This window comes from Micromonospora sp. NPDC050276 (assembly GCF_044459545.1).
Lineage (GTDB): Bacteria > Actinomycetota > Actinomycetes > Mycobacteriales > Micromonosporaceae > Micromonospora.
Genome location: NZ_JBITJA010000011.1, coordinates 81204 through 106691, shown reverse-complemented (window position 1 = coordinate 106691; position 25488 = coordinate 81204). Strand labels below are relative to the sequence as shown.

Below are 25488 nucleotides of genomic sequence, written 5' to 3'. Positions count from 1 at the left end.
ACGCCTCCGGCTTCTACGGCGACCGGTTCACCGCCTGGCGGGAGATGCTCGACGGCGGCGAGTTGGACGTGCTGACCGGTGACTATCTGGCCGAGTTGACCATGCTGATCCTGGCCCGGGACCGGCTGCGCGACAGCGACCTGGGCTACGCGAAGACATTCCTGCGGCAACTGGAGACCTGCCTCGGTACCGCCCTCGACCGAGGGGTGCGGATCGTGACCAACGCCGGTGGGTTGCACCCGGCCGGCTTGGCCGCCGCCATCGAGAAGCTCACCGACCGGCTCGGCCTGCCCGCCCGGGTCGGGTATGTCGAGGGCGACACCATCCAACGGGCCGACGCGTTGAGCGCGAACGCCTACCTCGGAGCGTTCGGGATCGCCGCCTGCCTCGACGCCGGCGCGGACGTGGTGGTCACCGGCCGGGTCACCGACGCGTCACTGGTGGTCGGCCCGGCCATCGCCCGGTACGGGTGGGGCCGCGACGACCTCGACGAGCTGGCCGGGGCCACCGTCGCGGGCCACCTCGTCGAGTGCGGCGCGCAGGTCACCGGCGGCAACTTCAGCTTCTTCACGGAGCTGCCGGACGGTGGGCACCGGCCCGGGTTCCCGATCGCCGAGGTGCACTCCGACGGCTCGTCGGTGCTCACCAAGCACCCGGGCACCGGCGGCGCGGTCACGGTGGAGACGGTCACCGCCCAACTGCTCTACGAGATCGGCGGGCCGTCCTACCTCGGGCCGGACGTGGTCACCCGACTGGACACGGTGACGCTGCACCCCGACGGGCCGGAGCGGGTCCGGGTCTCCGGGGTACGGGGCGCGCCGCCACCGCCCACGTTGAAGGTGGGCGTCAACAACCTCGGTGGCTTCCGCAACTCGATGACGTTCGTCCTCTGCGGACTCAACATCGAGGCGAAGGCGGCGCTGGTCCGGGGGCAGATCGAGGAGGCGGTGGGCAAGGACGGGCTGGAGTTCACGCTGGCCCGGACCGACCACCCGGACGCCGCCGACACCGAGGCGGCCAGCGCGCTGCTGCACGTACACCTGCGCGACGGCGACCGGGCGCGGGCCGGGCGGGCCTTCTCGGCCGCCGCGGTGGAGCTGGCCCTGGCCTCGTACCCGGGTTGCACGCTGACCACCCTGCCCGGGGACGCGACACCGTACGGCGTCTTCACCGCCGACGCGGTGCCGCAGGACGCGGTGGCGCACGTCGCGGTGCTGCCCGGCGGCGAGCGGGTGCCGATCGCCCCGCCGACCCGCACCGCACCCCCGTCGCCGGACGAGACCGCCCCGGGCGGCGACGCGGTGGTCGGCGGTCCGACCCGGCGCGGGGCTCTCGGCGAGGTGGTCGGCGCGCGGTCCGGGGACAAGGGCGGGGACGCCAACCTCGGCGTCTGGGCGCGAACTGATGCCGGGTACGCGTGGTTGCGGAGCTGGTTGACCGTCGAACGGCTCGCCGAACTGCTGCCGGAGACCGCGCCGCTGTCGGTGCGGCGCTACGAGCTGTCGAACCTGCGGGCGGTCAACTTCGTGATCGAGGGCCTGCTCGGGGCGGGGGTGGCCGCGTCCACCCGGTTCGACCCGCAGGCCAAGGCGCTCGGCGAGCTGCTGCGCGCCCGGATCGTCGACCTGCCGGCCGACCTGTCGACGGGGGCAGCCCGGTGAGCGCGAGGAGTGAGCCGGTTTTGCGAGCCCCGCAGTCGCGAACAGAGGAGGTGCGATGAGCATCGTGGACACCCCGGAGCGTCGGCAACTGCGCGAGCTGACCCGGGCGTTCGTCACCCGGGAGGTGCTGCCGCACCTGGACGACTGGGAACGGGCCGGCGAGGTGCCCCGGGCGCTGCACGCCACCGCCGCGAAGCTCGGCCTGCTCGGCATCGGCTTCCCGGAGTCGGTCGGTGGCAGCGGCGGTGACCTGCTCGACTCGATCATCGTGACCGAGGAGCTGATTCGCGCCGGTGGCTCGTCCGGGCTGGTGGCGGCCCTGTTCACGCACGGCATCGCGTTGCCGCACATGGTCGCGGCGGCCGGCGCCCGCACCGGTGGCTCGCTGGGCGGCCGGCTCGGCGGCGCCTCGTCCCCGGGCGACGCCGGCCTGATCGAGCGGTACGTCCGGCCCACCCTGTCCGGCACGATGATCGGCGCGCTGGCCATCACCGAGCCGGACGGCGGATCGGACGTGGCCGGCATCCGCACGACCGCCCGTCGCGACGGTGACCACTACGTGGTGAACGGGTCGAAGACGTACATCACCAGTGGGCACCGCGCCGACTTCGTGACCACGGCGGTGTGTACCGACTTCCCCGGCAGTGGCGAACTCACCCTGCTGGTCATCGACAAGGGGCTGCCCGGGTTCACCGTGGGACGCCGGTTGGAGAAGCTGGGCTGGCACTGCTCGGACACCGCCGAGCTGTCCTTCGCCGACGTGCGGGTGCCGGTCGCCAACCGGATCGGCGCGGAGAACACCGGCTTCCTGGCGATCATGCAGCACTTCGCGGCGGAACGGCTCTCGCTGGCGACCCAGGCGTACGCGACCGCGCAGCGCTGCGTCGAGTTGGCGGTGCGCTGGTGCCGGGACCGGGAGACCTTCGGGCGTCCGCTGGCCAGCCGACAGCTGATCCGACACCGGTTGGCCGAGATGCACACCCGGGCCGAGGCGGCCCGGTCGTACGTGCACGAGGTCGCGGGTCGGGTCGCGGCCGGCGAGCCGGTGGTGACCGAGGTGGCGATGGCGAAGAACGTAGCGGTGGCCGCCTGCGACCACGTCGTCGACCAGGCGTTGCAGCTGCACGGCGGCTTCGGCTACCTGCGTGACGCCGAGGTGGAGCGGCACTACCGCGACGCGCGGATCCTCGGCATCGGCGGCGGCACCACCGAGATCATGAACGAGATCATCGCAAAAGGCATGGGCCTGTGAGCGCGAGGAGTGAGCCGGGTTTGCGAGCCCCGCAGTCGCGAACGAAGGAGGCACCATGACGATCCTGGACAGCGCGGTCGACCCGTCCGCACCCGGGTACGTGGCGAACCGGGCGGCGTTGCTGGAGCGGCTGGCCGAGTTGGACGCCGCGCTGGACCAGGCGCGGGCGGGCGGTGGCGAGAAGTACGTGACCCGGCACCACGCCCGCGGCAAGCTGCTCCCCCGGGAACGGATCGAGCTGCTGGTGGACGCGGACAGCCCGTTCCTGGAGTTGTCGCCGGTCGCCGCGTACGGCACCGACTTCCCGGTCGGGGCCAGCGTGGTCACCGGCATCGGGGTGGTCGAGGGCGTGGAGTGCCTGATCGTCGCCAACGACCCGACGGTCCGCGGCGGTGCGGTCAACCCGTGGTCGCTCGCCAAGACCCGGCGGGCCGGGGAGATCGCGCTGGCCAACCGGCTGCCGATGGTCAACCTGGTCGAGTCGGCCGGGGCGGATCTGCCCACCCAGGCGGAGATCTTCATTCCGGGCGGTCGGGTGTTCCGGGACCTGACCCGGCTCTCGGCGGCCGGCATCCCGACGGTCAGTGTGGTCTTCGGCAACGCCACGGCCGGTGGCGCGTACGTGCCGGGGATGTCCGATCACGTGATCATGATTCGGGACCGGTCACAGGTCTACCTGGCCGGCCCGCCGCTGGTGAAGATGGCGACCGGTGAGGTCACCGACGACGAGTCGCTGGGTGGCGCGGCGATGCACGCCGGCACGTCCGGGCTGGCCGACTACCTGGCTGTGGATGAGCGGGACGGTATCCGGCTGGCCCGGCAGTGCGTGCGCCGGCTGAACTGGCGCAAGCAGGGCCCGTCGCCGCGTACGGCGGTGCCGCAGCCACCGAAGTACGACCCGGAGGAGCTGCTCGGGATCACCAGCGCCGACTTGAAGGTGCCGTTCGACCCTCGTGCGGTGCTGGCCCGGATCCTCGACGGCAGTGACTTCGACGAGTTCAAGCCGGCGTACGGGGACGCGCTGGTCACCGGCTGGGGCGAGCTGCACGGATACCCGGTGGGGGTGCTGGCCAACGCCCGGGGGGTGCTGTTCAGCGCGGAGGCGCAGAAGGCGGCCCAGTTCATCCAGCTCGCGAACGCCTCCGACACCCCGTTGATCTTCCTGCAGAACACCACCGGCTACATGGTCGGCACCGAGTACGAGCAGCGCGGCATCATCAAGCACGGCGCCCTGATGATCAACGCGGTGTCCAACTCGACGGTGCCGCACCTGACGGTCAACCTGGGTGCCTCCTACGGTGCCGGCAACTACGGCATGTGCGGTCGGGCGTACGAGCCGAGGTTCCTGTTCACCTGGCCGAACGCGAAGTCGGCGGTGATGGGCCCGGCGCAGCTCGCCGGGGTGCTGTCCATCGTGGCCCGGCAGGCCGCCGCCGCCCGGGGACGTGACTACGACGAGGAGTCCGACGCGGCGATGCGGATGATGGTCGAGCAGCAGATCGAGTCGCAGTCCGGCGCGCTCTTCCTCTCCGGCCGGCTCTACGACGACGGGGTGATCGACCCTCGGGACACCCGGACCGTCCTCGGGCTCTGCCTCTCGGCGATCCACAACGGACCGGTGAAGGGCGCCGACGGTTTCGGCGTCTTCCGGCATTGAACCGTGAGCGCGAGGAACGCAGCGAAGCGGAGTCCCGCAGCCGCGAACGAAAGGCAGGCTCAGCGCTGATGATCACCAGACTCCTCGTGGCCAATCGGGGTGAGATCGCGCGTCGGGTCTTTGCGACCTGTCGAGCGCTCGGCGTGCAGACGGTAGCCGTGCACTCGGACGCGGATGCCGCCGCGCCGTTCGTCGCCGAGGCCGACCAGGCGGTGCGGCTGCCCGGGAACACGCCGGCGGAGACGTACCTGCGGGTCGAGAAGATCCTGGACGCGGCCCGGCGCAGCGGCGCGGACGCCGTCCACCCCGGCTACGGCTTTCTCGCCGAGAACGCCGAGTTCGCGGCGGCGGTGACCGACGCCGGGCTGACCTGGGTCGGGCCGCCGGCCAAGGTGATCGCCGCGATGGGCGACAAGCTGGCGGCGAAGGCGCTGCTCGCCGAGGCGGGTGTGCCGATGCTGCCGAGCTGGACCGACACCGACGAGGTCACCGACTTCCCGGTGCTGGTGAAGGCATCCGCCGGCGGCGGTGGCCGGGGGATGCGGATCGTCCGGACCGCCGACGAACTGGCCGAGGCCGTCGCCTCCGCGCGCCGCGAGGCCGCGGCGGCGTTCGGCGACGGCACGGTCTTCATCGAGCGGTACGTCGAGCGCGGCCGGCACGTCGAGGTGCAGATCTTCGGCGACACCCACGGGACCGTGCACGTGCTCGGTGTCCGGGAGTGCTCGATCCAGCGCCGACACCAGAAGATCATCGAGGAGGCGCCGGGGGACCTCCCGCCGGGGTTGCATGATCGGCTGCACGAGACGGCCATGGCCGCCGGACGGGCGGTCGACTACGTGGGTGCCGGCACTGTCGAGTTCCTACTGGCACCGACCGGCGAGTTCTTCTTCCTCGAAATGAACACCCGACTCCAGGTGGAGCACCCCGTCACCGAGCTGGTCACCCCGGCCGGACTCGACCTGGTCCGGATGCAACTGCTGGTGGCCGAGGGCGAACCGCTGCCCGCACATCGTCACTACCCCGCCACCCGCGGCTACGCGATCGAGGTACGGCTCTGCGCCGAGGAGCCGGCGCAGGGCTGGCGGCCCGCCACGGGCACCCTGCACCGCTTCAGCGTGCCGGGGGTGGACCGTGAGTTCGGCTGGCTCCAGCGGTCGGGGCTGCGGCTCGACTCCGGCGTGGTGGCGGGCTCGGTGGTGGGTGTCCACTATGACTCGCTGCTCGCCAAGCTGATCGCCGTGGCACCCACCCGGGCCGAGGCGACCCGGCTGTTGGCCGGCGCGCTGTCCCGGGCCGAGTTGCACGGGGTGGCGACCAACCGCGATCTGCTGGTCCGGGTGCTGCGCAGCCCGGAGTTCGCGGCCGGGGAGGTCGACACCGGTTTCCTGGACCGGCACCCGGAGGTCTTCGACCCGCTGCTCCCCGCCGACCAGGTTCCGCTCACCGCCCTCGCCGCCGCGCTGGCGGGCGCCGCGCACCGTCGGGCGATCGCACCGGTGCTCTCCGGGCTCCCCTCCGGCTGGCGCAACGTGCCCGCCGTCCCCCAGATCACCCGCTTCGCCGGCCCGGCCGGCGATGAGATCGAGATTCGCTACCGCCTGGACCGGACCGGACGGCTCGTCGAGTGGAGCGGCACGCCGACGGACTCCGACGCCGTTGGATCAGCGAGTGCGCCCGGCGTGGCGCTGGTCGAGGCCACCCCGGACCGGGTGGTGCTCGACGTCGACGGGGTTGAGCGCGCGTACCGCGTACACCGGGTGGGGCCGGCGGTTTTCGTGGACGGCCCGGACGGGGCGGCGAGCCTCACCGAGCTGCCGCGTCTCCCGTTGCCCACCGCGGCGGTGGCCGCCGGGTCGCTGCTCGCGCCACTGCCCGGCGCGGTGACCCGGGTGCACGTCCAGGTCGGCCAGCGGGTCACGGCCGGCGAACCACTGCTCACGCTGGAAGCGATGAAGCTGGAACACCCCGTGCTCGCCCCGATCGACGGCGTGGTCGCCGAGCTGCCCGTGCCGACCGGCGGTCAGGTGCAGACGGGCGCCGTGCTGGCCGTTATCGACGAGGAGGACCCCCGATGACCTTCGACCTCACCCCCGAGCAGGACCAGCTGCGCGACGCCGTGCGGGCGTTGGGCCGCCGTTACGGCCACGGTTACTTCGTCGAGAAGGCGAAGGCCGGCGAGCACACCACCGAACTCTGGGCGGAGGCCGGACGGCTCGGCTACCTGGGGGTCAACATCCCCACCGAGTACGGCGGTGGGGGCGGCGGCATCACCGAGCTGGCCATCGTCTGCGAGGAGTTGGCGGCCGCGGGTTGCCCGTTGCTGCTGCTGGTGGTCTCCCCCGCCATCGCGGCGACCGTGCTGAACCGGCACGGCACCGAGGAGCAGCGCAAGCGCCACCTGCCCGGCCTCGCCGACGGCTCCCAGAAGATCGTCTTCGCGATCACCGAACCGGAGGCCGGTTCCAACTTCCACCGGCTCGGCACGGTGGCTCGCCGCGACGGTGACGGCTGGCTGCTGAACGGCCGCAAGTGCTACATCTCGGGGGTCGACGAGGCCGGTCACGTCCTGGTGGTGGCCCGTGTCGCCGTCGATGACGGCCCAGCCGGCTCAGCGGATACGTCTCCGCAGCGGCTTAAGCCAGCGTTGTTCCTCGTGCCCACCGATGCGGCTGGGCTGACCCGGTCCAAGCTGGACATGGAGATCGTGTCCCCGGAGAACCAGTTCCTGCTCTACCTCGACGACGTGCGGCTCCCCGCCGACGCGTTGCTCGGTGAGTCGCTGGACGCCGGGCTGCCGGCGCTCTTCGCCGGGCTCAACCCGGAGCGGATCACGGTGGCCGCGATGGGTGCCGGCACCGGCCGGTACGCCATCGAGCGGGCCAGTGAGTACACCGCCACCCGCAAGGTCTGGGGTGGCCGGAGCATCGGCTCCCACCAGGGGGTGTCGCATCCGCTGGCGCACGCGGCGGTGCAGGTGGAGCTGGCCCGCCTCATGATCCAGAAGGCGGCCACGCTGTACGACGGCGGCCGCGACCTGGAGGCCGGGGTGGCCGGCAACATGGCCAAGTACGCGGCCGGGGAGGCCGCCGCGCTGGCCGTGGACACCGCCGTCCAGGTGCTTGGCGGCGCCGGCATGACCACCGAGTACGGGGTGGCGACCCTGCTCGGTGCCGTGCGGGCCGGCCGGATCGCCCCGGTCAGCCGCGAGATGATCCTCAACTTCGTGGCCCAACACGTCCTCGGCCAGGACAAGTCGTATTGAGCGGTACGGCTGAGATCGCGCTGCGCGTCACCAGGGCCGAGGGGAGCCCGGCCATCCCTGGCGTGGCCGGGCTGCGTCTGGTCAGCTAGTGATCGACTCGGACTTCTTGAACCAGCGGTGTCCGAGAGCCAGCGATGCCCCGACTTCCTGAAACCCGAGTCGATCACGCGCGGGCGGCGTGCCGGCTGGGCGGAGCGGCCGGGCGTCAGCCCGGGGTGCGGCAGGCCGCGTCGATGCGGTGGACCGGGCGGACCCGGCGACCCATTCCCTCCAACAGGGAATCCTCGACGTGGAAGTCGTGGATGCGCAGTTGGTGGCGGGGCAACTCCTCCTCGCTGGGGCAGAGCACCTGGGCACGGACCAGATCGACCGGGACGTACCGGACGCCGCCCTTCTCCTGCAGGATCACCATGTTGACGTCATCGGTGGTGACCACGTGCCCGCGTACGTCCTCGGTGGGCCCACTCTCCGGGCCCACGGTGGTGACGGTCAGCGGCAGCACCGGTGTGCTGATCACCGGCACCGCTGCCCAGACCAGGGTGGCCAGCACCGCCACCTCAGTCACCGACGCCAGCGGCCGGATCACCAGCCCCGGCAGCGGCCCGGCGATGAAGAGGGCCAGCAGCGGAGGCACCACGAGGAGCGCCAGCACCAGCCACTCATCGCCCTGCTGCACCGCGTCACGCAGCGTGGGCAGCATCAGCCAGCCGTACCCGGCGAGCAGCGCGCCGATCAGCAGCAGCCGAGGGACGACCCGCTCGTGCAGGCGCGCGGGGTGCAGCTGGAACGCGGCCACGAATGCCGGTAACAGCAGCGGAAGGTAGAGCAGCGGCCACGTGATCAGGGCCAGCAGGAAGCTGGCCAGCACCACCCAGGCCGGGGTGATGTCGGCCCAGCGGGCGAAGAGTGGGCGACGACGGGTGCCCGGCGGGAGCCGGTCCGCGCTGACGGCGAGCACCGCGCCGAGCGCGAAGACGGCGACCAGCCCGGTGGAGAGCAGCCGAGCCGCCGTGGTCAGGAAGCCGGCGAGCAGGTTGACCGGCCCGACGTTGGCCACCAGCAGCAGCGTGGTCTGGAGTTCGCCGCCGGCCTCCACGCCGAGGCGGAGCACCGAGAAGATCGCGGGTACGCCCACCACGGCCGTCCAGAACGACTGGCTGGCCCGGGCGCGCCGCTCCGCCGGATCCCAGCGGACCCGCCCTGGCTCGACCTCGGCGGCGACCGGCGCGGCCGGCGCGGCGACCGGCACGCCGGCCGGCCAGGCGATGCCACCCACCGCACCGGGGGCCGGAGGATCGACGACCGGCGACGCCGCGGGCGCACCGTCGGCAGTCGGCGGGTCGTCGGGCACGGACGTGCGGGGTGGCGGGACCGGCCCGTCGCCTCCGGTGGTGGTTGGCGCCGCGCTCACTTCGCGGGCGCCTTGTCGTCGAAGTCGACCAGCTTCGGCACCTCCAGCGGCTGCGGCTGGCGCTTCTCAGCCTTCAGCCACGGGCCCAGGGTCCGGTTGTACGCGGTCTGCCAAGGGCTGGCCTGTCCGTCGCGGCCCTGCTCGTAACTCTTCTGCAGGAAGAACGCGACCAGGTCGCGCAGTGCCGGGTCGCCGATCGGGACGCCGATGCCCAGCAACTCGCTGGTGCCGAACGGCATGTCCACAATCTCGAACTCCTTGGGGAAACTGGCCAGGAAACCAGCAAGGATCGACTCGTCGGAGCTGACCGCGTCGTACCGACCCTTCTGGATGCCGTCGACGCAGTCGCCCACGTCCTTGACCACGAACGTCCTGACCTGGTGCTTCTCCAGCTCGGCCTCGGTGGTGGAGCCGCCGCTGGTGCAGACCTTGTAGGCCGGGTCGCGCAGATCCTCGATGGTGCGGATCTTGTCCTTGAGCCGGACCGGCACCATCACCTCCTGGGTGGTGACGAAGTACGGCCCGGCGAAGCTGACCAACTGCTTACGGTCCTCGGTCATCGAGAAGCTGGACACCACGAGGTCGACGGTGCCGCCCTGCAGGGACGGGATCCGGTCCTCGGTGGCCACCGACACGAACTCCAGCCGCTGGTCCCCCTCGTAGCCGAGGGAGGCGGCGATGTAGCGGGCGATCTCAACATCGAACCCGACGTGCTGACCGTTGCGCAGGTCGCCCATGAGCGGCTCGTTCGTGGCGACACCGATCCGCAGCTTCGACTGGCCGTAGATGTGCGTTTCGCGCAGCTTCTCCTGCACCGAGGGCAGCTCCGGTTCCTTCCGGCTGTCGCAGCCGGCGGCGGCGGCGAGGACGAGCGCGAGGGCGACCGCCAGCGTCGACGCGATCGAGCGGAGCCGGGACTGCGAACTGCGTGAGTTCATGGGCGACCTCGCTGCCGGGAGAGCCTGCGGGATACCGAGAGTAGCGGTTCTTGTCCAGACCGTGGGGCTGCCGACAGTCATGTCGAGCGGGTCGCTCAGATCGATGTCGATCGGCGCTGCGTTCGGCTCCGCGGTTGACAGCCGGCCTGGTCACGACATGCTGGACGGGTGAGTCGATTGCCCAGACCCAATGCGCGGACGGTAGCGGTGCTCGCGGCGCTGGGGGCCCTCGCGCCGCTGGTCATGCTGGTCGTGTGGCGCCGGCAGGATCTCCTCGGCGTGGTCCTCGCGCTGCTCTGCGTGCTACTGACGATGGTCGCCGGGGTCGCCGTCTCCGCCGCTCGTCAGGTGGACGACCCGGAGCCGGTGGACCGGTCGGCGAGCGTCGGGCCAGCCGAGCTGATGCCGTACGGGATCGACGCGGACACCCTCGACGCCCTCGACAGTCGGGACGCGTTGCGTGCGGTGCGTGACCGGCGGCGCGGGTCGAACGGACTCAGCGGCCGGTGAGCGTGGGCGCGGTGAGCGCGTCGACGCCCCGCCCCGCCAGACAGCGGTAGGTCCGGTCGATGCTGCCGTCGACCGGTGGTAGCACCTGCAGGTGCCAGCCGGTCGGCTTGCCGATCCCGGTGGTCAGGCGAAACGTCGTGGCGCTGCACACCTGCTGTACCGGCTCAGCGGCAACCACCTCGTCGTAGTCGGCGCCGACCAGCGACACCGGCAGGATGCCCTCGGCGTACGTCTCCCAGGTGTGTGGACCGGCGCAGGACAATCGAGCCGCCTCGGCGCGGTTGCCGCGAATCCGCATCGGGCCGAAGCACTCCAACTCGGGCAGGCACCGGGCACCCTCGGGCAGCGCGGTGGGCGCACCGGCGCCGGTCGCGCAGCCGGGCAGCGGCCCGGTCGCCGGCGCGGCGACCTGGGTGGCCGACGGATTGGGGGTGGGTGGTGGCGCCCGGTCCGCGACCCAGGCCCCGGCGGTCGCGGAGGCGGCGAGCGCGAGCACACCGACGCCACCGTAGAGCCACCGCCGCCAGCGCCGGCTGGTGGGAACGACTCGTTGAGTGTCCTCGACGGGCGGGCGGGGCACCGGCTGGCTGGCCGCGTACGGGCCGGGGAGGGCCCCGCCACCGCTGACCGGAGCACCGCTGACCGGCGCCGACGGCGAGCCGAGCGGCAGGCTGGCGAGCAGGTCGCGCAACTCCAGGGCGGAGGGCCGCTCGGCCGGGTCGTTGGCCATGCCGGCGCGCAGCACGTCGATCAGCTCGTCCGGCACGCCGGGCAGGGCGGGGAGCGGCTGGTTGAACATCTCCAGCACGGTGACCAGGCTCGGGTTGCGCTCGGACTGCCAGCGCGGCGGCCGGCCGTGCATCACCGCGTACAGGGTGGCGCAGAGCGCGTACACGTCGACGGCGGGCGACGGCGGGCTGTGGCTGAACATCTCCGGCGGCGCGTACGCCGGGGTGAGCACCTCCAGGGTGACCGAGGCGTCCCGGTGCTCGGCAAGGACGGCGAGCCCGAAGTCGGCGAGCACCGCCGAGTTGAAGTGCGAGTAGAGGATGTTGGCCGGCTTCACGTCGCGGTGCAGCACCCCGGCGGCGTGCGAGTGGGCCAGCGCGTCGGCGATCTTGATGCCGAGGTCACGGGACTCCACCGGGCCCAGCGGCGAGGTGCGCATCCGCTCGGCGTACGAGCCGTCGCAGAGTTCCATGATCAGGTAGGGGTGCTGATCGACGGTGACACCGACGTCGAAGAGGTCCACCACGTGCGGGTGCGACGACATTCGGCCGGCCGCCCGCGCCTCCCGCAGGAAGCGGGCCTGGTCCCGCTCGCTGTCCAGCGTCCGGTTCTCCACCTTGACGGCGACCTCGCGACCCACGGAGATCTGGGTGGCCTGGTAGACGGTCGCGTATCCACCCCGGGCAAAGACCCGCAAATCAGTCAGACCGGGCACGATCGGCACCGGGGGGCCGCCGGTCGGGGTGTCGGTCACCGCTCGAAAATACCCAACCCGACCGATGGCTCAGCGCGCCGCGTCCGCCGGAGCGGCATCGGCGGGACCGGTACCCTCCTCGGCGACCGCAGCCGTCCCGGCAGCCCCGGACGATGTGACCCCGCCGGCCGGGACACCCCGGCGGGCGTCCAGACGCAGGCCGACGGCGGTGGCCACGGCCCCCAGCCCCTCCCAGGCCGCCACCCCGAAGAACCGGTCGGGAGCGATGTCGGCCAGCACCGCGATGGTGAACACAGTGAACGTGACCAGCCGGAAGACCACGGTGAACCGGTAGAACACCCGCCACTCGGTCACCGTGGCGAGCAGGTAGTAGACGCCCATGTTGAACGCCGCCATCGAGGACGCCAGCAGGAACGTCCCGGTGTGATCACCGACGGCCCGGGTCTCCGGCATCTCGAAGCCGAGCATGCGCAGCTGCGCCTCCGGCCAGAGCAGCCCGACCGCACCCATCGCCAGCGCCAACACGCCGAAGACCGCGATGGTCCAGCCCGCGATGGATCGCGGCAGCTTCATGAAGGGCCTCCCCAGGCACGGCGAGGGTCACCACTGTGGACCCGCACGCGGTGGTGACACGCTAGCCGCTCACCGGCGACCACCACATCCCCACAACCGGCAAAACCTGCACACCCCACCCCCCGTGCCGCGTTGATCAAGAGGTTTCGGTCACCGACACCCCGAATCCTGACGCAAACCTCTTGATCAACAGCGCAGGGTGATGGGGGGGTGGGGTGGGGTGGGGTGGGGTGGGACTGGGGGCTAGGCCGGGGGGGCTGTTAGGCGGGTGCGGAGGGCTTCTGCGGCGGCTCGTTCGCTGCGCTGTTCCGTGGCGTACGCCAGGCGGACCGCCTCGTCGGCGCAGGACCGTGCCTCCGCCGGGTGCCCGCAGGCGGCCAGCGCCTCGGCCAGCACACTCGCCGCGATCACCTGGCTGCGCACGTCCTCGGCCGGTGCGGTGACCGCCCGGCGGGCCCAGTCCAACGCCTGCTCGCGCTGACCGTGGGCGAGCAGCGCCGCAGCGTACTGGGCCATGGTCTGTCGGCGGGAGAAGAGCAGCGAAGGAGCATTCGCGGCGGCCGTGGCCACCGGGGCGAGCAGCCCGACCGCGGTCGCCGAGTCGCCGGCGGCCAGGCGGGCCGTCGCCAGCAGCACCCGGGGTGCCACCTGCGCCGGAGCCTGCGGGTTGTGCGGTTCCACGGCGGTCAACACCGCACGGGCCACCCGTTCGGCCGTCTCGCAGTCGCCCATGTCCAACGCGACGAAACCCCGCAGCGTGCCGGCCATCCCGGTGAGCAGCGGGTGCGAGGTCCGCTCCGCGTACGCCAGGGCGTCGGTGAGCAGGTCCGCCGCGTGCTCCGGCTCGCCCAGCCCGCGCGCCACGACCGCCCGGACCACCAGGGCGAACCCGCGACCCCAGTCGTCGGAGGCGGCGGCGAACTCCCGGTACGCCCGCCGGGCCTCCCGGTCCGCTTCGGCCAGGTCACCCAGCTCGGCGGTGGCGAACGCCGCCACCGCCCGCAACGTGCCCACCGCCCACGCCTCACCGACCCGCTCGCCGAACGGCAGGAACACCTGCGCCATCCGACACGCCTCGCGCAGTCGGCCGGCGAGCAACCGGGCGAACGCCGTGGTGCCGCGCAGCCAGGCCCGCCCGTACGGGTCCTTCAGCTCGGCGAAGAGTCGGGCGGCCCGGCCGAGCACCGCGTCGGTGCCGGCGAAGTCACCCCGGGTGGTGGTCACCCAGGCCAGGTTCTGTAGCGACCACGCCTGCCCGCGTCGGTCCTGCGCGCCGAGACTGACCTGGTACGCGGCCGCCAACCGGCTGCTCGCCTGACTCAGCCGACCGGCCACGAAGTCGGCCATGCCGAGCCGGCGCATCGCGGTGGCGCGCTGGATGGGCAGCTGACCCTCGGTGGCCACCTGCAACGCCTCCTGCCAGGCGGTCACCGCCCGGCCCTGATCGCCGAGGGTCTCCTGGGCCTGCCCGGCCAGCAGCAGGGCGCTGACCCGGGTGGCCTCGTCCCCCGCGTTGGCGGCGATCTTCTCGGCGTACGCCAGCGCGTCGGAGACCCGGCCGACCTGGAGCAACGCCCGCGCGTGCACCACCTGATCGGCCGCCGGCACCCCGTCGCGGGCCAGTTCGGTGGCGCGCTCGGCGTACTCGACGGCCATTGCCGGCTCCCCGGCGGAGAGCGACCGACGGGCGGCCCGACCGAGCGCGGCGATGCCGAGCGGAACCACAGCTCGGGCCGGCGCGTCCGGGCGCAGCTTCACCGCGTCGGCGAGCGTGGCGGCCCGTTCGACGTGCGTCGCCACGAAGTCGTCCCGCGCCTCGTCGGTGAAGCCGCCCACCGTGCTGGGGGTGGACTCGTCCACCGGTGCCGCCCAGCGGGCCAGCGCGGCGTGCCGCTCGGCCAACTCGGCCTTGCTCACCCCGGCGTAGGCGGCTTCCCGCATGAGCGGTGTCGCGAACGCGTAGCCGGTCCGCGATCGATGCAGCATCCGGCGTTGCAGCAACTCCTCGACCGCCCGGTCGAGCTCCACGGCGACCACGGCCGACGGTCGGCCGTCGCGCCCGCCGCGCTGCTCCCGCATCGCCTCCAGCGCGCCGGTCGGCACCGTGTCACCGGTGACCGCGGCGTCGCGCAGCACCGACCTCGCGTCCGGCGGCAGGGCGTCGATCCGGGCCGCGAGCACGGCGGCGAGGTCCCGGGAGAGCAGTCGGCTGCCCAGTGAGCCCGGCACCAACCGCCAGCCGGCCGACCCGCTCTGTTCCCGCTCGCCGGAGCCGGGCCGCTCCACCGCCGCGCGTGCCCCGCGCGCCGATTCGGTGGTGAGCGCGCCACGTTCGATCAGCAGGGTGACCAGCTCGGCCAGGTAGAACGGGTTGCCCTGGGCGGTGGCGAGCAACCGGTCGGCGTCGGCCTGGGGCAACTTGCCGCCACCGAGGTAGCTGGTGAGCAGCCGGGCCGCGTCGGCACCGCGCAGCGGCGGCAGCGAGTGCACCTCGGCGTCCGCGACCCGGGTCAACGCGCCAGCGGTACGCACCAGCTCGGGGCGGCCGAGCAGCAGCACCAGCACCGGGCCGGTGAGCCTGGACAGGGTCAACCCGAGAGCGCTGATCGTCTCGGCGGTGGCATCGTGCAGGTCGTCCACCACGATCACCAGCGGCGCCTCCGAGGCGAGCCCGCTGAGCAGGTCGGCGACCGCGTTCGGCACGACCTCGGCATCCGCGGTCGGCGCGCCCGACCCGCCCCACTCGCCGCTGTCGGTGCCGCCGTGTGCCGGGAGTTCGGCGTAGCCGAGCAGGGCGAGCAGCTGCTCGGTGGCGATCGGCGCGGTCTCACTCCCGGAGCGGGCCAGCCGCTGCCCGAGCCGCCGCAACCGCTCCTCCACGGCCGGGCGGGTCAACGCGGTGGAGGCGTCGCTGGGCAGGCCGACGGCGGCCCGCACCAGGTCGGCCAGGGGCGCGAGCCGTCGCCGCTCACCGAACGCGGCGCAGCGCACCGAGAGCACCCGGGCACCGGTGTGCGCCGCGTACCGGCCGGCGCCCACGTCGTACCCGGCGGCGAGGCGTTCCACCTCGGCGGCGAACCGGGACTTGCCGATACCCGCCTCGGCGGTCATCAGCAGCACCCGTGGGTCGCCCTGGTCGATCACCTCGGCGAGCCGGCCGGCGACCCGACCGATCTCCGTCTCCCGGCCGACGTACGGTGCTTCGTCGCCGAGCCCCGAGCGGGTGCCCGGCGCGTCCAGCAGACCCAGCAGCTCGTACGCCTCGACCGGCTCACGCTTGCCCTTGAGCCGCAGCGGGCGCAGCGCCCGCCAGGAGGACACGTGCCGGGTGGCCGCGGCGGTGCGCCCACCGGCGTAGACGGCCCCGACTGCGGCGGCGTCGGCGAGCCGGGCCGCGGTGTTCACCGTGTCGCCGATGACCGTGTAGTCGATGGCGGCCTGGATCCCCGCGATGACGTCGCCGGTGTTCAGCCCGACGCGCAGCCCGAGTGGTGCGCCGCCGCCCCGCTCGTCGTCGAGCACCCGACGGACGGCCCGTTGCATGGACAGGGCGGCCCGGACGGCGCGTTCGGCGTCGTCCTCGTGCGCCACCGGGGCGCCGAAGACCGCCATGATGCCGTCACCGGTCAGCTTGTCGACGTGGCCGCCGAAGGTCTTCACCGCACCGGCGAGGGCCGCGAGCACCCGGTCGGTGACCGCGCCAACGCGTTCCGGGTCGAGGTCCTCCGACCAGGAGGTGAACTCGGAGAGGTCGCCGAAGAGCACGGTGACCACCCGGCGCTCGGCCGCCGGCAACGTGGCGGCGGCCGGCAGCGCGGCACCGCAGTTGTGGCAGAACCGCGCACCGGGAACGGCAACGGTTCCGCACACGGGGCAGGTCACATGTGCTCCAACCCACTGGCCCCGGGCGCGGATTCCCCGGTGCCGACACCCAGATACTCCAGCTGGGCACGGACCGACCATTCGGCCGCCCACCAGAGCGAGCGGTCCACGTCCGCGTAGACCGTCGCCACCACGTCCGCGGGGGTGTGGGCGCCGGCGGCGACCGCGACCCGGACCTGATCGAGCCGGGCCCGGCGGTGAGCCAGGTAGAAATCGGCGGCTGCGGCGCAGTCGGCCAGCGCCGGGCCGTGCCCGGGCAGCGCCACGATCCCCCGGTACGCCGAGAGCAGCTCCAGGCTGGTCAGGTAGTCGCCGAGGTGCCCGTCGGGGTGGGCGACCACGGTGGTGCCCCGGCCGAGGATGGTGTCGCCGGTGAGTACGACGCGCTCGTCGCCGTGCTCGACCAGGAAGCAGACCGAATCGGCGGTGTGCCCGGGCGTTCGCAGCGGCCGGATGTGCAGGCCGAGGTCGCCGATCGGCTCGCCGGGGCCGGTCAGCGGCTCGGCGCCGATGGTGTGCGCCGGGTCGACGGCGAGGACGGGCACGCCGCCGAGCAGCTCACTCAGCCGGGCTGCGCCCTCGGTGTGGTCGGGGTGGCCGTGGGTGATCAGGATCAGCCCGACCGGGGCGTGCTCGGCGATCCGGGCCAGGTGTCCCTCGTCCGCCGGCCCCGGGTCGACGACCACGGCGAACTCGGCTGCCGGGGCGCGCAGCACCCAGGTGTTCGTGCCGTCGAGGGTCATCGGCCCTGGGTTCGGCGCGCGCAGCAGTGAAACCCAGCGGGGCAGTTCGTCGGCAAGCGCCGCCACCGCCCCCGTCACGTGCCCGCTCATGGCTGCGATCGTACGACCCCGCCCGCCACACCCCACGATCTTGCACTTGCTGCCCCTGATTCATCCCAGTTCAGGGCTTTCGGTCGAACAGCAAGTGCAAGATCGCGGGGTGCTGGGGACGCGTCAGGCGACCTCGACGATCAGTTCGATCTCCACCGGGGCGTCCAGGGGCAACTCGGCCACACCGACGGCGCTACGCGCGTGCCGGCCGGCCTCGCCGAAGACGATGCCGAACAGGTCGGAGGCGCCGTTGATCACGGCGGGCTGGCCGGTGAAGCCGGGCGCGGAGGCCACGAAACCGGTCACCTTGACCACCTTGACCACGTTTTCCAGGCCGACCAGCGAGTCGACCGCGGCCAGCGCGTTGAGCGCGCACCGCTGGGCCAGATCCTTCGCCTGCTCGGCGGAGATCCCGGCGCCGACCTTGCCGGTCGCGAGCAGCTTGCCCTCGGCCATCGGCAACTGGCCGGAGACGTACACATGCTGCCCGGACTGCACGGCCGGGACGTAGCTGGCCACCGGCGGCACGACCTCGGGCAGTTCGAGCCCCAGCTCGGCGAGCTTCGCGTGCGGACCGTTGCTCACTGCATCACCCCGTTGTTCGCGACTGCGGGGCTCCGCTTCGCTGCACTCCTCGCGCTCACTGCATCACCCCGTTGTTCGCGACTGCGGGGCTCCGCTTCGCTGCACTCCTCGCGCTCACCGCATCACCCCGTTGGTCGCGACTGCGGGGCCCCGCCGCGCTGCGTTCCTCGCGCTCACGCCTTCGGCCGCTTCAGGTAGGCGACCAGTTGGTCCGGGTTCGGGCCGGGGACCACGGCGACGAGCTCCCACCCGTCCTCGCCCCAGTTGTCGAGGATCTGCTTGGTCGCGTGGACCAGCAGCGGGACCGTGGAGTATTCCCACTTCTGCATCGCTGAAGGGCTCCCTCTCGGTGCGGAATTGTTCGAGGGACAGCCTACGGTCCGCTGGCCGGACGAGGCACGGGACGCTGCTCCGGCGTGGCTGGCAGCTCACCGCAGAGCCCTTCATGCTCGTACCCCTGGGGGCAGCGGGACCGGTCGGGCAGCAGCAGGTCACAGAAGACCCGGTGCCGGTTGTTCTGATCGTCGGCGTTGGACACCGTGGTCTCGCCGGCATCCAGCTCGGGCAGGAAGCCCAGGGACACCGCGACCCGGCCGGCCAGCACGGTCGCCGCCGCCAGATCCGGCACCCGGATCGGCAGGTGGATGACGAAGCCCGGTTCGTCGTCGTCACGGGTCCGCTCGGCGGGTTGGCTCGGCACCCGAGCCGTCTCCGTCTGCTCCGGCATCCGGCGGTACGACCGTTCGTTGATCGGCTGGCTGGTGACCTGCCCGCCGGCCTCGACCACGGACCCGGGCCGGCGCGGCCGGTCGTTCGTCGGGAACTGGGTGCGAGGGCTGTTGTCCGCGTCGCGCATGCACTGCCTCCGGTCGTACCGCTCGGATCATGCTTCCGGCTCGGACCCATTCGTCCGTTCCGGCCCCCCGCACGGGGACGAAGGTAGGTCTGTGGCCGCAGTCCCGCCAACAGGACGCGCACAAGGGTCACCAACAGTCACATATGCGACACATCGCAGGTCGAGGGCCCGATATCGGTTTCGACGCCGGTACCGCCGGCCGGATCGATGGACCGTGCGGCACGGCCGGGGCGACACCGATCCGGTCATCGACCGCTACCCTTCCGGTCGGACGGGTCGAGCAGTGCCCGGCCGCCCGCTCGATCACGCTCGGCGCCAGGGGTGGCGGCGGGCGCCGCACCCCTGGGGGAACGACATGACCCAACCGCCCAGTGGCGACCAGGCCGGCACACCCGCCCACCCTCCGGCCCACCCTGGTCCCGACGGTCAACCCAGCGCGCCGGCCATCCCCAGTCAGCCGACCCCCGCCGCGCCCGGGCAGCTCGCCCTCCCCGCGTCCCCCGCCCAGCCGGCGCTCCCCGCGCACCCCGCCATCCCCACCTCGCCGGCCTTTCCCGCCCACCCCACCTCGCCGGCCTTCCCCGGGCAGCCCAGCGCCGCTGGCAGCGGGCTGCCGGAGGGGCCTGGGGGCCTCACGTCGGCGGCCGCGCCAGCGGGGCCGGGCACCCCGAACTCCGCGGCGATCCCGCCACCGCCGCCGGCCTATCCGCCCTACCCGGGCACGGCCGAGCCGAAGAAGAAGCGCGGCCTGTTGATCGCGGCGATCGCACTAGTCGTGATCATGGTGCTCTGCGTGGGCGGTGGCGTGCTGGCGTTCCTGACGCTGCGCAATGCCGAGACCGGCGAAGGGGCCAAGGAGCCGACGGTCGCCGTCGACGAGTTCCTCACCGCGGTCTACAAGGACCGCGACGCGACCAAGGCGGCCAGCCGCGTCTGCGCCGCCTCGCGCGACGACGACAAGATCGCCGCGAAGGTGGCCGAGGTGCAGAAGTACGCCTCCACCTACCAGAACCCACGCTTCCGGTGGACCACCCCGAAGGTGGACAACCAGACCGGGGAGCGGGCCACCGTCTCCACCCGGCTCACCATGACCACCGCCGACGAGAAGGTGGCCGACCAGGAGCTGCGCTTCACGGTGGTGCAGAAGACGGGTTGGTGGGTCTGCGAGGTCGCGTGACGGCCGAGCCTGGATAGGCTCGACGGGTGTGTGCAGCTGAGCGGCCGATCGACCCGGCCGGTACCGGATGGCCCGCCCGTCTCCACGTGGTGACCGGCAAAGGCGGCACCGGCAAGACCAGCGTGGCGGCGGCCCTCGCCCTCGCGCTCGCCGCCGGCGGCCGGCGCACCCTGCTGGTCGAGGTCGAGGGACGGCAGGGCATCGCCCAGCTGTTCGGCATCGACCCGCTGCCGTACGAGGAGCGACACCTCGCCGACGCCCCGGACGGCGGTGAGGTGCGGGCGCTCGCGGTGGACGCCGAGGAGGCGCTGCTGGAGTACCTCGACATGTTCTACAAACTGGGCGCGGCGGGTCGGGCGCTGCGCAAGCTCGGTGCCATCGACTTCGCCACCACCATCGCGCCGGGCCTGCGGGACGTGCTGCTCACCGGGAAGGTCAAGGAGGCCACCTCCCGCACCTCCGGGCAGCGGCGCGCGTACGACGCGGTGGTGCTGGACGCCCCGCCGACCGGGCGGATCGGCCGGTTCCTCAACGTGACGGCGGAGACCGCCCGGCTGGCCAAGGTGGGCCCGATCAAGACCCAGAGCGAGGGGGTCGCCGCGTTGCTGCGGTCCCCGATGACCGCGGTGCACGTGGTCACGTTGCTGGAGGAGATGCCGATCCAGGAGACGGTCGACGCGATCGCCGACCTGACCGCACTCGGCTTCAACGTCGGAAAGGTGCTCGTCAATGGCACCCGACCCCCGCTGCCCGCCGGCCGGGCGGTCACCGCCGCGGAGTTGGAGCGGGGGCTGGTCGCCGCCGGGCTGCCGGCCGATCGCGACATCGTGGCCGGGTTGCACGATGAGGCGCGCGACCAGTTCATCCGGCGCGAACTGGAGGATTCGCTCCGCGCCGACCTGGTGGAGTTGGCGCTGCCGATGATCGAGCTGCCGTTGCTGCCCGACGGGGTGGACCGGCCCGGGCTCGCGACGCTGGCCCAGGCGCTCGTCCGCGCCGAATGACTCACACCTGAGCGCAGCACGGGCGCGCGGACCCGCCGGCCCGATACGCTCGATTGGTGCCTTCCGAAGACGCGGCGCCGCAGCTGGACGTCGACCAGATCCTCGCCGACCCCGGCGTACGGATCGTCGTGTGCTGCGGTGCCGGCGGAGTGGGAAAGACGACCACGGCCGCGGCGTTGGCGCTGCGGGCCGCCGAGCAGCACGGCCGGCGCACGGTGGTGCTCACCATCGACCCGGCCCGCCGGCTGGCCCAGTCGCTGGGCCTGACCGAGCTGGACAACACCCCTCGCCAGGTCAAGGGGATCGACGTCGAAGACAGCGGCGGCGAGTTGCACGCCATGATGCTGGACATGAAGCGCACCTTCGACGACGTGGTGTTGCAGCACACCGACCCGACGAAGGCTGCGGAGATCTTCGCGAACCCGTTCTACCAGGCGATGAGTTCGACCTTCGCCGGCACTCAGGAATACATGGCGATGGAGAAGCTGGGCCAGCTGCACGCCCGGGGCGAATGGGACCTGATCGTGGTGGACACGCCACCGTCCCGCTCGGCCCTGGATTTCCTGGACGCGCCGGCTCGACTCTCCCGTTTCCTCGACGGCCGGATGCTGCGACTGCTGCTGGCCCCGGCGCGCACCGGCGGGCGGAGCATGTTCAGCCTGGTCACGGCCTCGTTCGGGATGTTCTCGAAGGTGGTGCAGAAGGTGCTCGGCGCGCAGCTGCTCACCGACCTGTCCGGTTTCGTGGCCGCACTGGATTCGATGTTCGGTGGTTTCCGGCAGCGTGCCGAGCAGACGTACCGCATCCTGCAGGCACGGGAGACGGCCTTTTTGCTGGTCGCGGCGCCGGAGCCGGACGCGGTCCGGGAGGCCGCCTACTTCGCGGGTCGGCTGCGGGACGAGCGGATGCCGCTGGCCGGCCTGGTGCTCAACCGGGTGCACCGCCCGGCGGTCCCGGAGCTGGACGCCGAGCAGAGCCGGGTTGCCGCCGAGCGGCTGACCGAGCTGGGTGGGCATGACGCCACCGCCGACGTGCTGCGGGCGCACGCGACGCTGGCTCGCCAGGCGGTACGCGAACAGCAGGTCGCCGCGCGCTTCACCGAGGCGTTCCCGGCGGTGCCGGCGGTTTCGGTGACAGCGCAGCCCGCCGACGTGCACGACGTCGACGGGCTACGGACGATCGGCGCGGCGATCAGCCGGCCGTGACCGGCGTCAGTTGGCCGCGCTGACCAGAATCTTGTCCTTACCGGACTTGTCCTTGCTGTTCTTCTTCATCGCGGCCTCGAACATCTTGCGCCAGCTCGTCACCTGCGGGTGACGACGCAGCAGCGCCCGCCGTTCGCGTTCGGTCATGCCGCCCCACACACCGAACTCGATCCGGTTGTCCAGCGCGTCGGCCAGGCACTCGTACCGAACTGGGCAGCTCCGGCAGATCCGCTTCGCCACGTTCTGTTCGGCGCCCTGTACGAACAACGCGTCCGGGTCCCCGTTCTGACATGCCGCCAGTGACGGCCAGTCAGTGATCATGCCCATGTGTACACGTCCCCCCTTGCAGTACCTACCGACCTCGTCGATGCACGTCAGCCGGCAATTCCCCCCGATCGCCCGACTCGCCTTCCCCAAGGCGGCGCGGACGACATGTGGCGCTGTCGCCGCCCCCATCATGCTCTGTAGTCGCCTGATTACGCAACGTTGTCGGCGAAATCCATCATTCCGGACACTCCCGGCTTCCCGGGCCTTCGACCGCCGGTTACCCCGCCGAGGTCAGCGATAACGCTGCGCCGCCTCCCTGAATCGGAGGAGACTCACGCCAGGTCACACGCAACCAAGCACCGGGGGTCGTGCGTTTAGCACAACGAGGGCAGCGCGCGCAGGAAATGGGGAAAGAACGCCCCAGCGCCCCTCGTTCCCTACTCGCGTACCCTGTCGAGGTGACCTGGATGCGGAAACGTGACCACAATGTGCTGACCAACGCCGCATCGCTACTCGTGTGTGGCCTGCTGGCCGGCGTAGTGGTCGCTGCGGCGGCCTTCCCCGCGGTGGCGATGTCCGGCTTGGCGGCGAAGGCCGGTGCCGAGACATTCGGCGCCCTGCCCACGGAGCTGACGGTGGCCCGCGCGCCGCAGATCAGCTACCTACTGGCCTCGGACGGCAAGACACCGCTCGCGACGATGTACGACGAGAACCGGCGCGACGTCAAGCTCGCCGACATCTCGCCCTACATGCAGAAGGCCATCATCGCGGCCGAGGATCACGACTTCTACAAGCACAACGGCGTCGACATCAACGGTGTCGCCCGCGCGTTCGTCAACAACCAGAACGAGAGCGCCGGCCGGCAGGGCGCCTCGACGCTGACCATGCAGTACGTCCGGCTGGCCATCGCCTACTCGGCCACCCACCCGGCCGACGTGGTGGCGGCGACCGAGGACACCAGCGCCCGCAAGCTCCGCGAGATGCGGCTGGCCCTTCAGGTCGACAAGGAGTTCTCCAAGGACGAGATCCTCACCCGCTACCTCAACCTCGCCTCGTTCGGCAACGGCGCGTACGGCGTCTTCGCCGCCAGCCAGGTCTACTTCGGTAAGCCACCGAGCAAGCTGAAGATCGAGGAAGCGGCCCTGCTGGCCGGCATGGTCAAGGCGCCGACGACGAACGACCCGACCACCGAGGCTGGTTATCCGCTCGCCAAGGATCGTCGCGACTACGTCATCCAGAACATGGTCGATATCAAGGCCATCACCCAGCAGGAGGCCGACGCCGCCAAGGCCGTCGAGCTGAAGGTGAAGGACAAGCGCACCCCCAACGGCTGCGTCTCGGCCAACGTCAACGAGTGGGGCTTCTTCTGCGACTACTTCTACCGCTGGTGGATGCAGCAGGAGACCTTCGGTTCCACCACGTACGACCGGGAGCGGCGGCTGAAGAGCGGCGGCTACACCGTCGTGACCACGATCGACGTGCAGGCGCAGAGGGCCGCGGACAAGGCGGTCCGCAAGGCCAAGAGCGAGAACAGCAAGGAAGCCGCCATGGTCGCGGTGGTCGAGCCCGGCACCGGTCGGGTCCGGGCGCTCGCGGTCAACCGGCAGTTCAAGCTGGACGACCCGAAGAACCCGAAGAACAAGATGTCCAGCGACCCGGCGAAGAGCAGGAAGGGCATCCGGGGCAACTACCCGGCGACGGTCAACCCGCTGCTCAGCGGCGGTGACGGCATCACCGGCTACCAGGCCGGGTCGACGTTCAAGATGTTCACCATCGTCGCGGCGCTGGAGAAGGGCATCCCGCTCAGCTACACGATCAACGCGCCGAAGCAGTTCAAGTCGGAGTACATCATCCGGCCTGGCAAGGCGGCCTGCCCCGGGACCAACTTCTACTGCCCCACCAACTCGACCGAGAGCATGGCCGGCGTCCACAACATGTGGAGCGCGTTCGGCCGGTCGGTGAACACCTACTTCGTGCCGCTGCAGCAGCAGGTCGGTGCCGAGAACGTGGTCAAGGCCGCCAAGCGGCTGGGCATCAACTTCCGGTCCCAGGAAGACCTGGACCTGGAGAAGGGTGCGCACCAGTGGGGCGCGTTCACCCTGGGCGTCTCGCAGACCACCCCGCTGGACCTGGCCAACGCCTACGCCACCCTCGCCGCGGACGGCAAGTACTGCGAACCGATCCCGGTGCAGGAGATCCGCGACCCGGAGGGCAACAAGCTGGACATCGCCAACCCGCGCTGCGAGAAGCGGTTCAGCACCGAGGTGGCCCGCGCCGCGGTGGACGCGGCCCGATGCCCGGTCGGTGACAAGTCGTCGTCCTCCCGGTGCGCGGGTGCCACCGCCCCCAACGTACGCGGCGACGTCGGTTACCCGGTGGCCGGTAAGTCCGGCACCACCGACTCGGAGAAGACCGCCGCGCTGGTCGCGATGACCAGGCAGTACTCGGTCGCCGGCATCATGGCCGACCCGGACTGGCCGCAGACCAACGTGAAGATGAAGCACGCGGAGAAGGACGGCATCAACCCGCCGGTGTGGGAGACGCTGCGGGATGCGATGAAGGGCAAACCGCGGATGGATTTCGAGGCACCGGGCCAGAAGATCTCCGAGGGTGACCAGCGCAGCATCCCCGACGTCAAGTGCGTGTCGGTGGATCAGGCGAAGTCCCGGATCAAGGGCGCCGGCTTCGAGCCGGTCGTCTCCAGCGCGCGGGTGCCGTCCTCCTGCAAGGAGGGCGACGCGGCCGGCACCATGCCGGACGGCCGCACGATCAAGGGTGGTGTGGTCACCATCCAGGTCAGCAGTGGCGGCGGCACGCCGGGCAACACCGACAGCACGCCGAGCAACCCGCCCGGCAACCAGCCCGGCCGACCCGGCAACGGCCGTCCGGGCGGCTGAGCCGACGAGTAGAACACAACGGGCGGGCACCCTCCTCGGGGGTGCCCGCCCGTTCGTCTGTCCGGACCAGC

20 protein-coding genes are annotated in these 25488 nt (G+C 71.9%); 10 read left to right on the top strand and 10 right to left on the bottom strand.

The window, feature by feature from the left end:
* Window positions 1-44 precede the first annotated feature (44 nt).
* The 5 genes from ACIBF8_RS23655 (at window position 45) to ACIBF8_RS23635 (ending at window position 7835) form a co-directional block, all read left to right on the top strand.
* Window positions 45-1661 (top strand): acyclic terpene utilization AtuA family protein, encoded by a 1617-nt coding sequence (locus tag ACIBF8_RS23655; RefSeq protein WP_396785813.1) that lies wholly within the window; start codon window positions 45-47, stop codon window positions 1659-1661.
* Between the two features lie 55 nt (window positions 1662-1716).
* Window positions 1717-2913, top strand: a complete 1197-nt coding sequence (locus ACIBF8_RS23650; RefSeq protein ID WP_396785659.1) for an acyl-CoA dehydrogenase family protein — start codon at window positions 1717-1719, stop codon at window positions 2911-2913.
* 55 nt (window positions 2914-2968) lie between these two features.
* Window positions 2969-4570 (top strand): acyl-CoA carboxylase subunit beta, encoded by a 1602-nt coding sequence (locus tag ACIBF8_RS23645; RefSeq protein ID WP_396785657.1) that lies wholly within the window; start codon window positions 2969-2971, stop codon window positions 4568-4570.
* Between the two features lie 68 nt (window positions 4571-4638).
* Window positions 4639-6648: a biotin carboxylase N-terminal domain-containing protein gene (locus ACIBF8_RS23640; RefSeq protein ID WP_396785654.1), complete on the top strand. Its 2010-nt coding sequence runs from the start codon at window positions 4639-4641 to the stop codon at window positions 6646-6648.
* Window positions 6645-7835, top strand: a complete 1191-nt coding sequence (locus tag ACIBF8_RS23635) for an acyl-CoA dehydrogenase family protein (protein WP_396785653.1) — start codon at window positions 6645-6647, stop codon at window positions 7833-7835. Before ACIBF8_RS23640 ends, ACIBF8_RS23635 begins: the two co-directional genes overlap by 4 nt.
* Window positions 7836-8040: 205 nt before the next feature.
* Here the strand turns inward: ACIBF8_RS23635 and ACIBF8_RS23630 are convergent, their stop codons facing one another.
* Together ACIBF8_RS23630 and ACIBF8_RS23625 are read right to left on the bottom strand one after the other, a co-directional pair.
* Entirely contained in the window at window positions 8041-9246 is a 1206-nt protein-coding gene (locus ACIBF8_RS23630) for a hypothetical protein (RefSeq protein WP_396785651.1), read from the bottom strand.
* Window positions 9243-10184: a transporter substrate-binding domain-containing protein gene (locus ACIBF8_RS23625; protein WP_396785650.1), complete on the bottom strand. Its 942-nt coding sequence runs from the start codon at window positions 10182-10184 to the stop codon at window positions 9243-9245. Before ACIBF8_RS23625 ends, ACIBF8_RS23630 begins: the two co-directional genes overlap by 4 nt.
* A 168-nt stretch (window positions 10185-10352) precedes the next feature.
* On the opposite strand from ACIBF8_RS23625, the gene ACIBF8_RS23620 reads away from it, so the two are divergent.
* Window positions 10353-10694 (top strand): hypothetical protein, encoded by a 342-nt coding sequence (locus ACIBF8_RS23620; RefSeq protein ID WP_396785648.1) that lies wholly within the window; start codon window positions 10353-10355, stop codon window positions 10692-10694.
* On the opposite strand, the gene ACIBF8_RS23615 is transcribed toward ACIBF8_RS23620, so the two are convergent.
* The 7 genes from ACIBF8_RS23615 to ACIBF8_RS23585 form a co-directional block, all read right to left on the bottom strand.
* Entirely contained in the window at window positions 10681-12177 is a 1497-nt protein-coding gene (locus tag ACIBF8_RS23615; protein WP_396785646.1) for a protein kinase, read from the bottom strand. The two genes, ACIBF8_RS23620 and ACIBF8_RS23615, sit on opposite strands and share 14 nt — an antisense overlap.
* 30 nt (window positions 12178-12207) lie before the next feature.
* Window positions 12208-12711 carry a hypothetical protein gene (locus ACIBF8_RS23610; RefSeq protein WP_396785645.1) on the bottom strand — a complete coding sequence of 168 codons (504 nt, stop codon included), beginning with the start codon at window positions 12709-12711 and terminating at the stop codon, window positions 12208-12210.
* 243 nt (window positions 12712-12954) lie between these two features.
* Window positions 12955-16593, bottom strand: a complete 3639-nt coding sequence (locus ACIBF8_RS23605) for an adenylate/guanylate cyclase domain-containing protein (RefSeq protein WP_396785643.1) — start codon at window positions 16591-16593, stop codon at window positions 12955-12957.
* Window positions 16590-17426, bottom strand: coding sequence for an MBL fold metallo-hydrolase (locus ACIBF8_RS23600; RefSeq protein ID WP_396785642.1), 837 nt, complete (start codon window positions 17424-17426; stop codon window positions 16590-16592). Before ACIBF8_RS23600 ends, ACIBF8_RS23605 begins: the two co-directional genes overlap by 4 nt.
* A 123-nt stretch (window positions 17427-17549) precedes the next feature.
* The gene (locus tag ACIBF8_RS23595; RefSeq protein ID WP_124856656.1) at window positions 17550-18011 is read right to left on the bottom strand and encodes a RidA family protein; all 462 of its coding nucleotides are present in this window, start codon (window positions 18009-18011) and stop codon (window positions 17550-17552) included.
* 173 nt (window positions 18012-18184) lie between these two features.
* Window positions 18185-18340, bottom strand: a complete 156-nt coding sequence (locus tag ACIBF8_RS23590) for a DUF4177 domain-containing protein (protein WP_007466198.1) — start codon at window positions 18338-18340, stop codon at window positions 18185-18187.
* A 44-nt stretch (window positions 18341-18384) separates the two neighbouring features.
* Window positions 18385-18867 (bottom strand): hypothetical protein, encoded by a 483-nt coding sequence (locus ACIBF8_RS23585; protein WP_396785641.1) that lies wholly within the window; start codon window positions 18865-18867, stop codon window positions 18385-18387.
* Between the two features lie 610 nt (window positions 18868-19477).
* Between ACIBF8_RS23585 and ACIBF8_RS23580 the strand changes: the two genes are divergently transcribed.
* From ACIBF8_RS23580 to ACIBF8_RS23570, 3 genes are read left to right on the top strand one after another with little or no spacing between them, the layout of a single operon-like run.
* Window positions 19478-20044, top strand: a complete 567-nt coding sequence (locus ACIBF8_RS23580) for a hypothetical protein (RefSeq protein ID WP_396785812.1) — start codon at window positions 19478-19480, stop codon at window positions 20042-20044.
* A gap of 26 nt (window positions 20045-20070) precedes the next feature.
* A complete protein-coding gene (locus tag ACIBF8_RS23575; protein ID WP_396785640.1) occupies window positions 20071-21048 on the top strand; it encodes an ArsA-related P-loop ATPase in 978 nt (325 codons plus the stop codon).
* 53 nt (window positions 21049-21101) lie between these two features.
* On the top strand, window positions 21102-22253 hold the full coding sequence (locus ACIBF8_RS23570) for an ArsA family ATPase (RefSeq protein WP_396785638.1): 1152 nt from the start codon (window positions 21102-21104) through the stop codon (window positions 22251-22253).
* A 6-nt stretch (window positions 22254-22259) separates the two neighbouring features.
* Here the strand turns inward: ACIBF8_RS23570 and ACIBF8_RS23565 are convergent, their stop codons facing one another.
* Complete coding sequence (locus ACIBF8_RS23565) at window positions 22260-22580, bottom strand: WhiB family transcriptional regulator (RefSeq protein ID WP_396785637.1); 321 nt, start codon at window positions 22578-22580, stop codon at window positions 22260-22262.
* A 407-nt stretch (window positions 22581-22987) separates the two neighbouring features.
* Between ACIBF8_RS23565 and ACIBF8_RS23560 the strand changes: the two genes are divergently transcribed.
* The gene (locus ACIBF8_RS23560; RefSeq protein WP_396785636.1) at window positions 22988-25417 is read left to right on the top strand and encodes a penicillin-binding protein; all 2430 of its coding nucleotides are present in this window, start codon (window positions 22988-22990) and stop codon (window positions 25415-25417) included.
* Window positions 25418-25488: the final 71 nt, after the last annotated feature.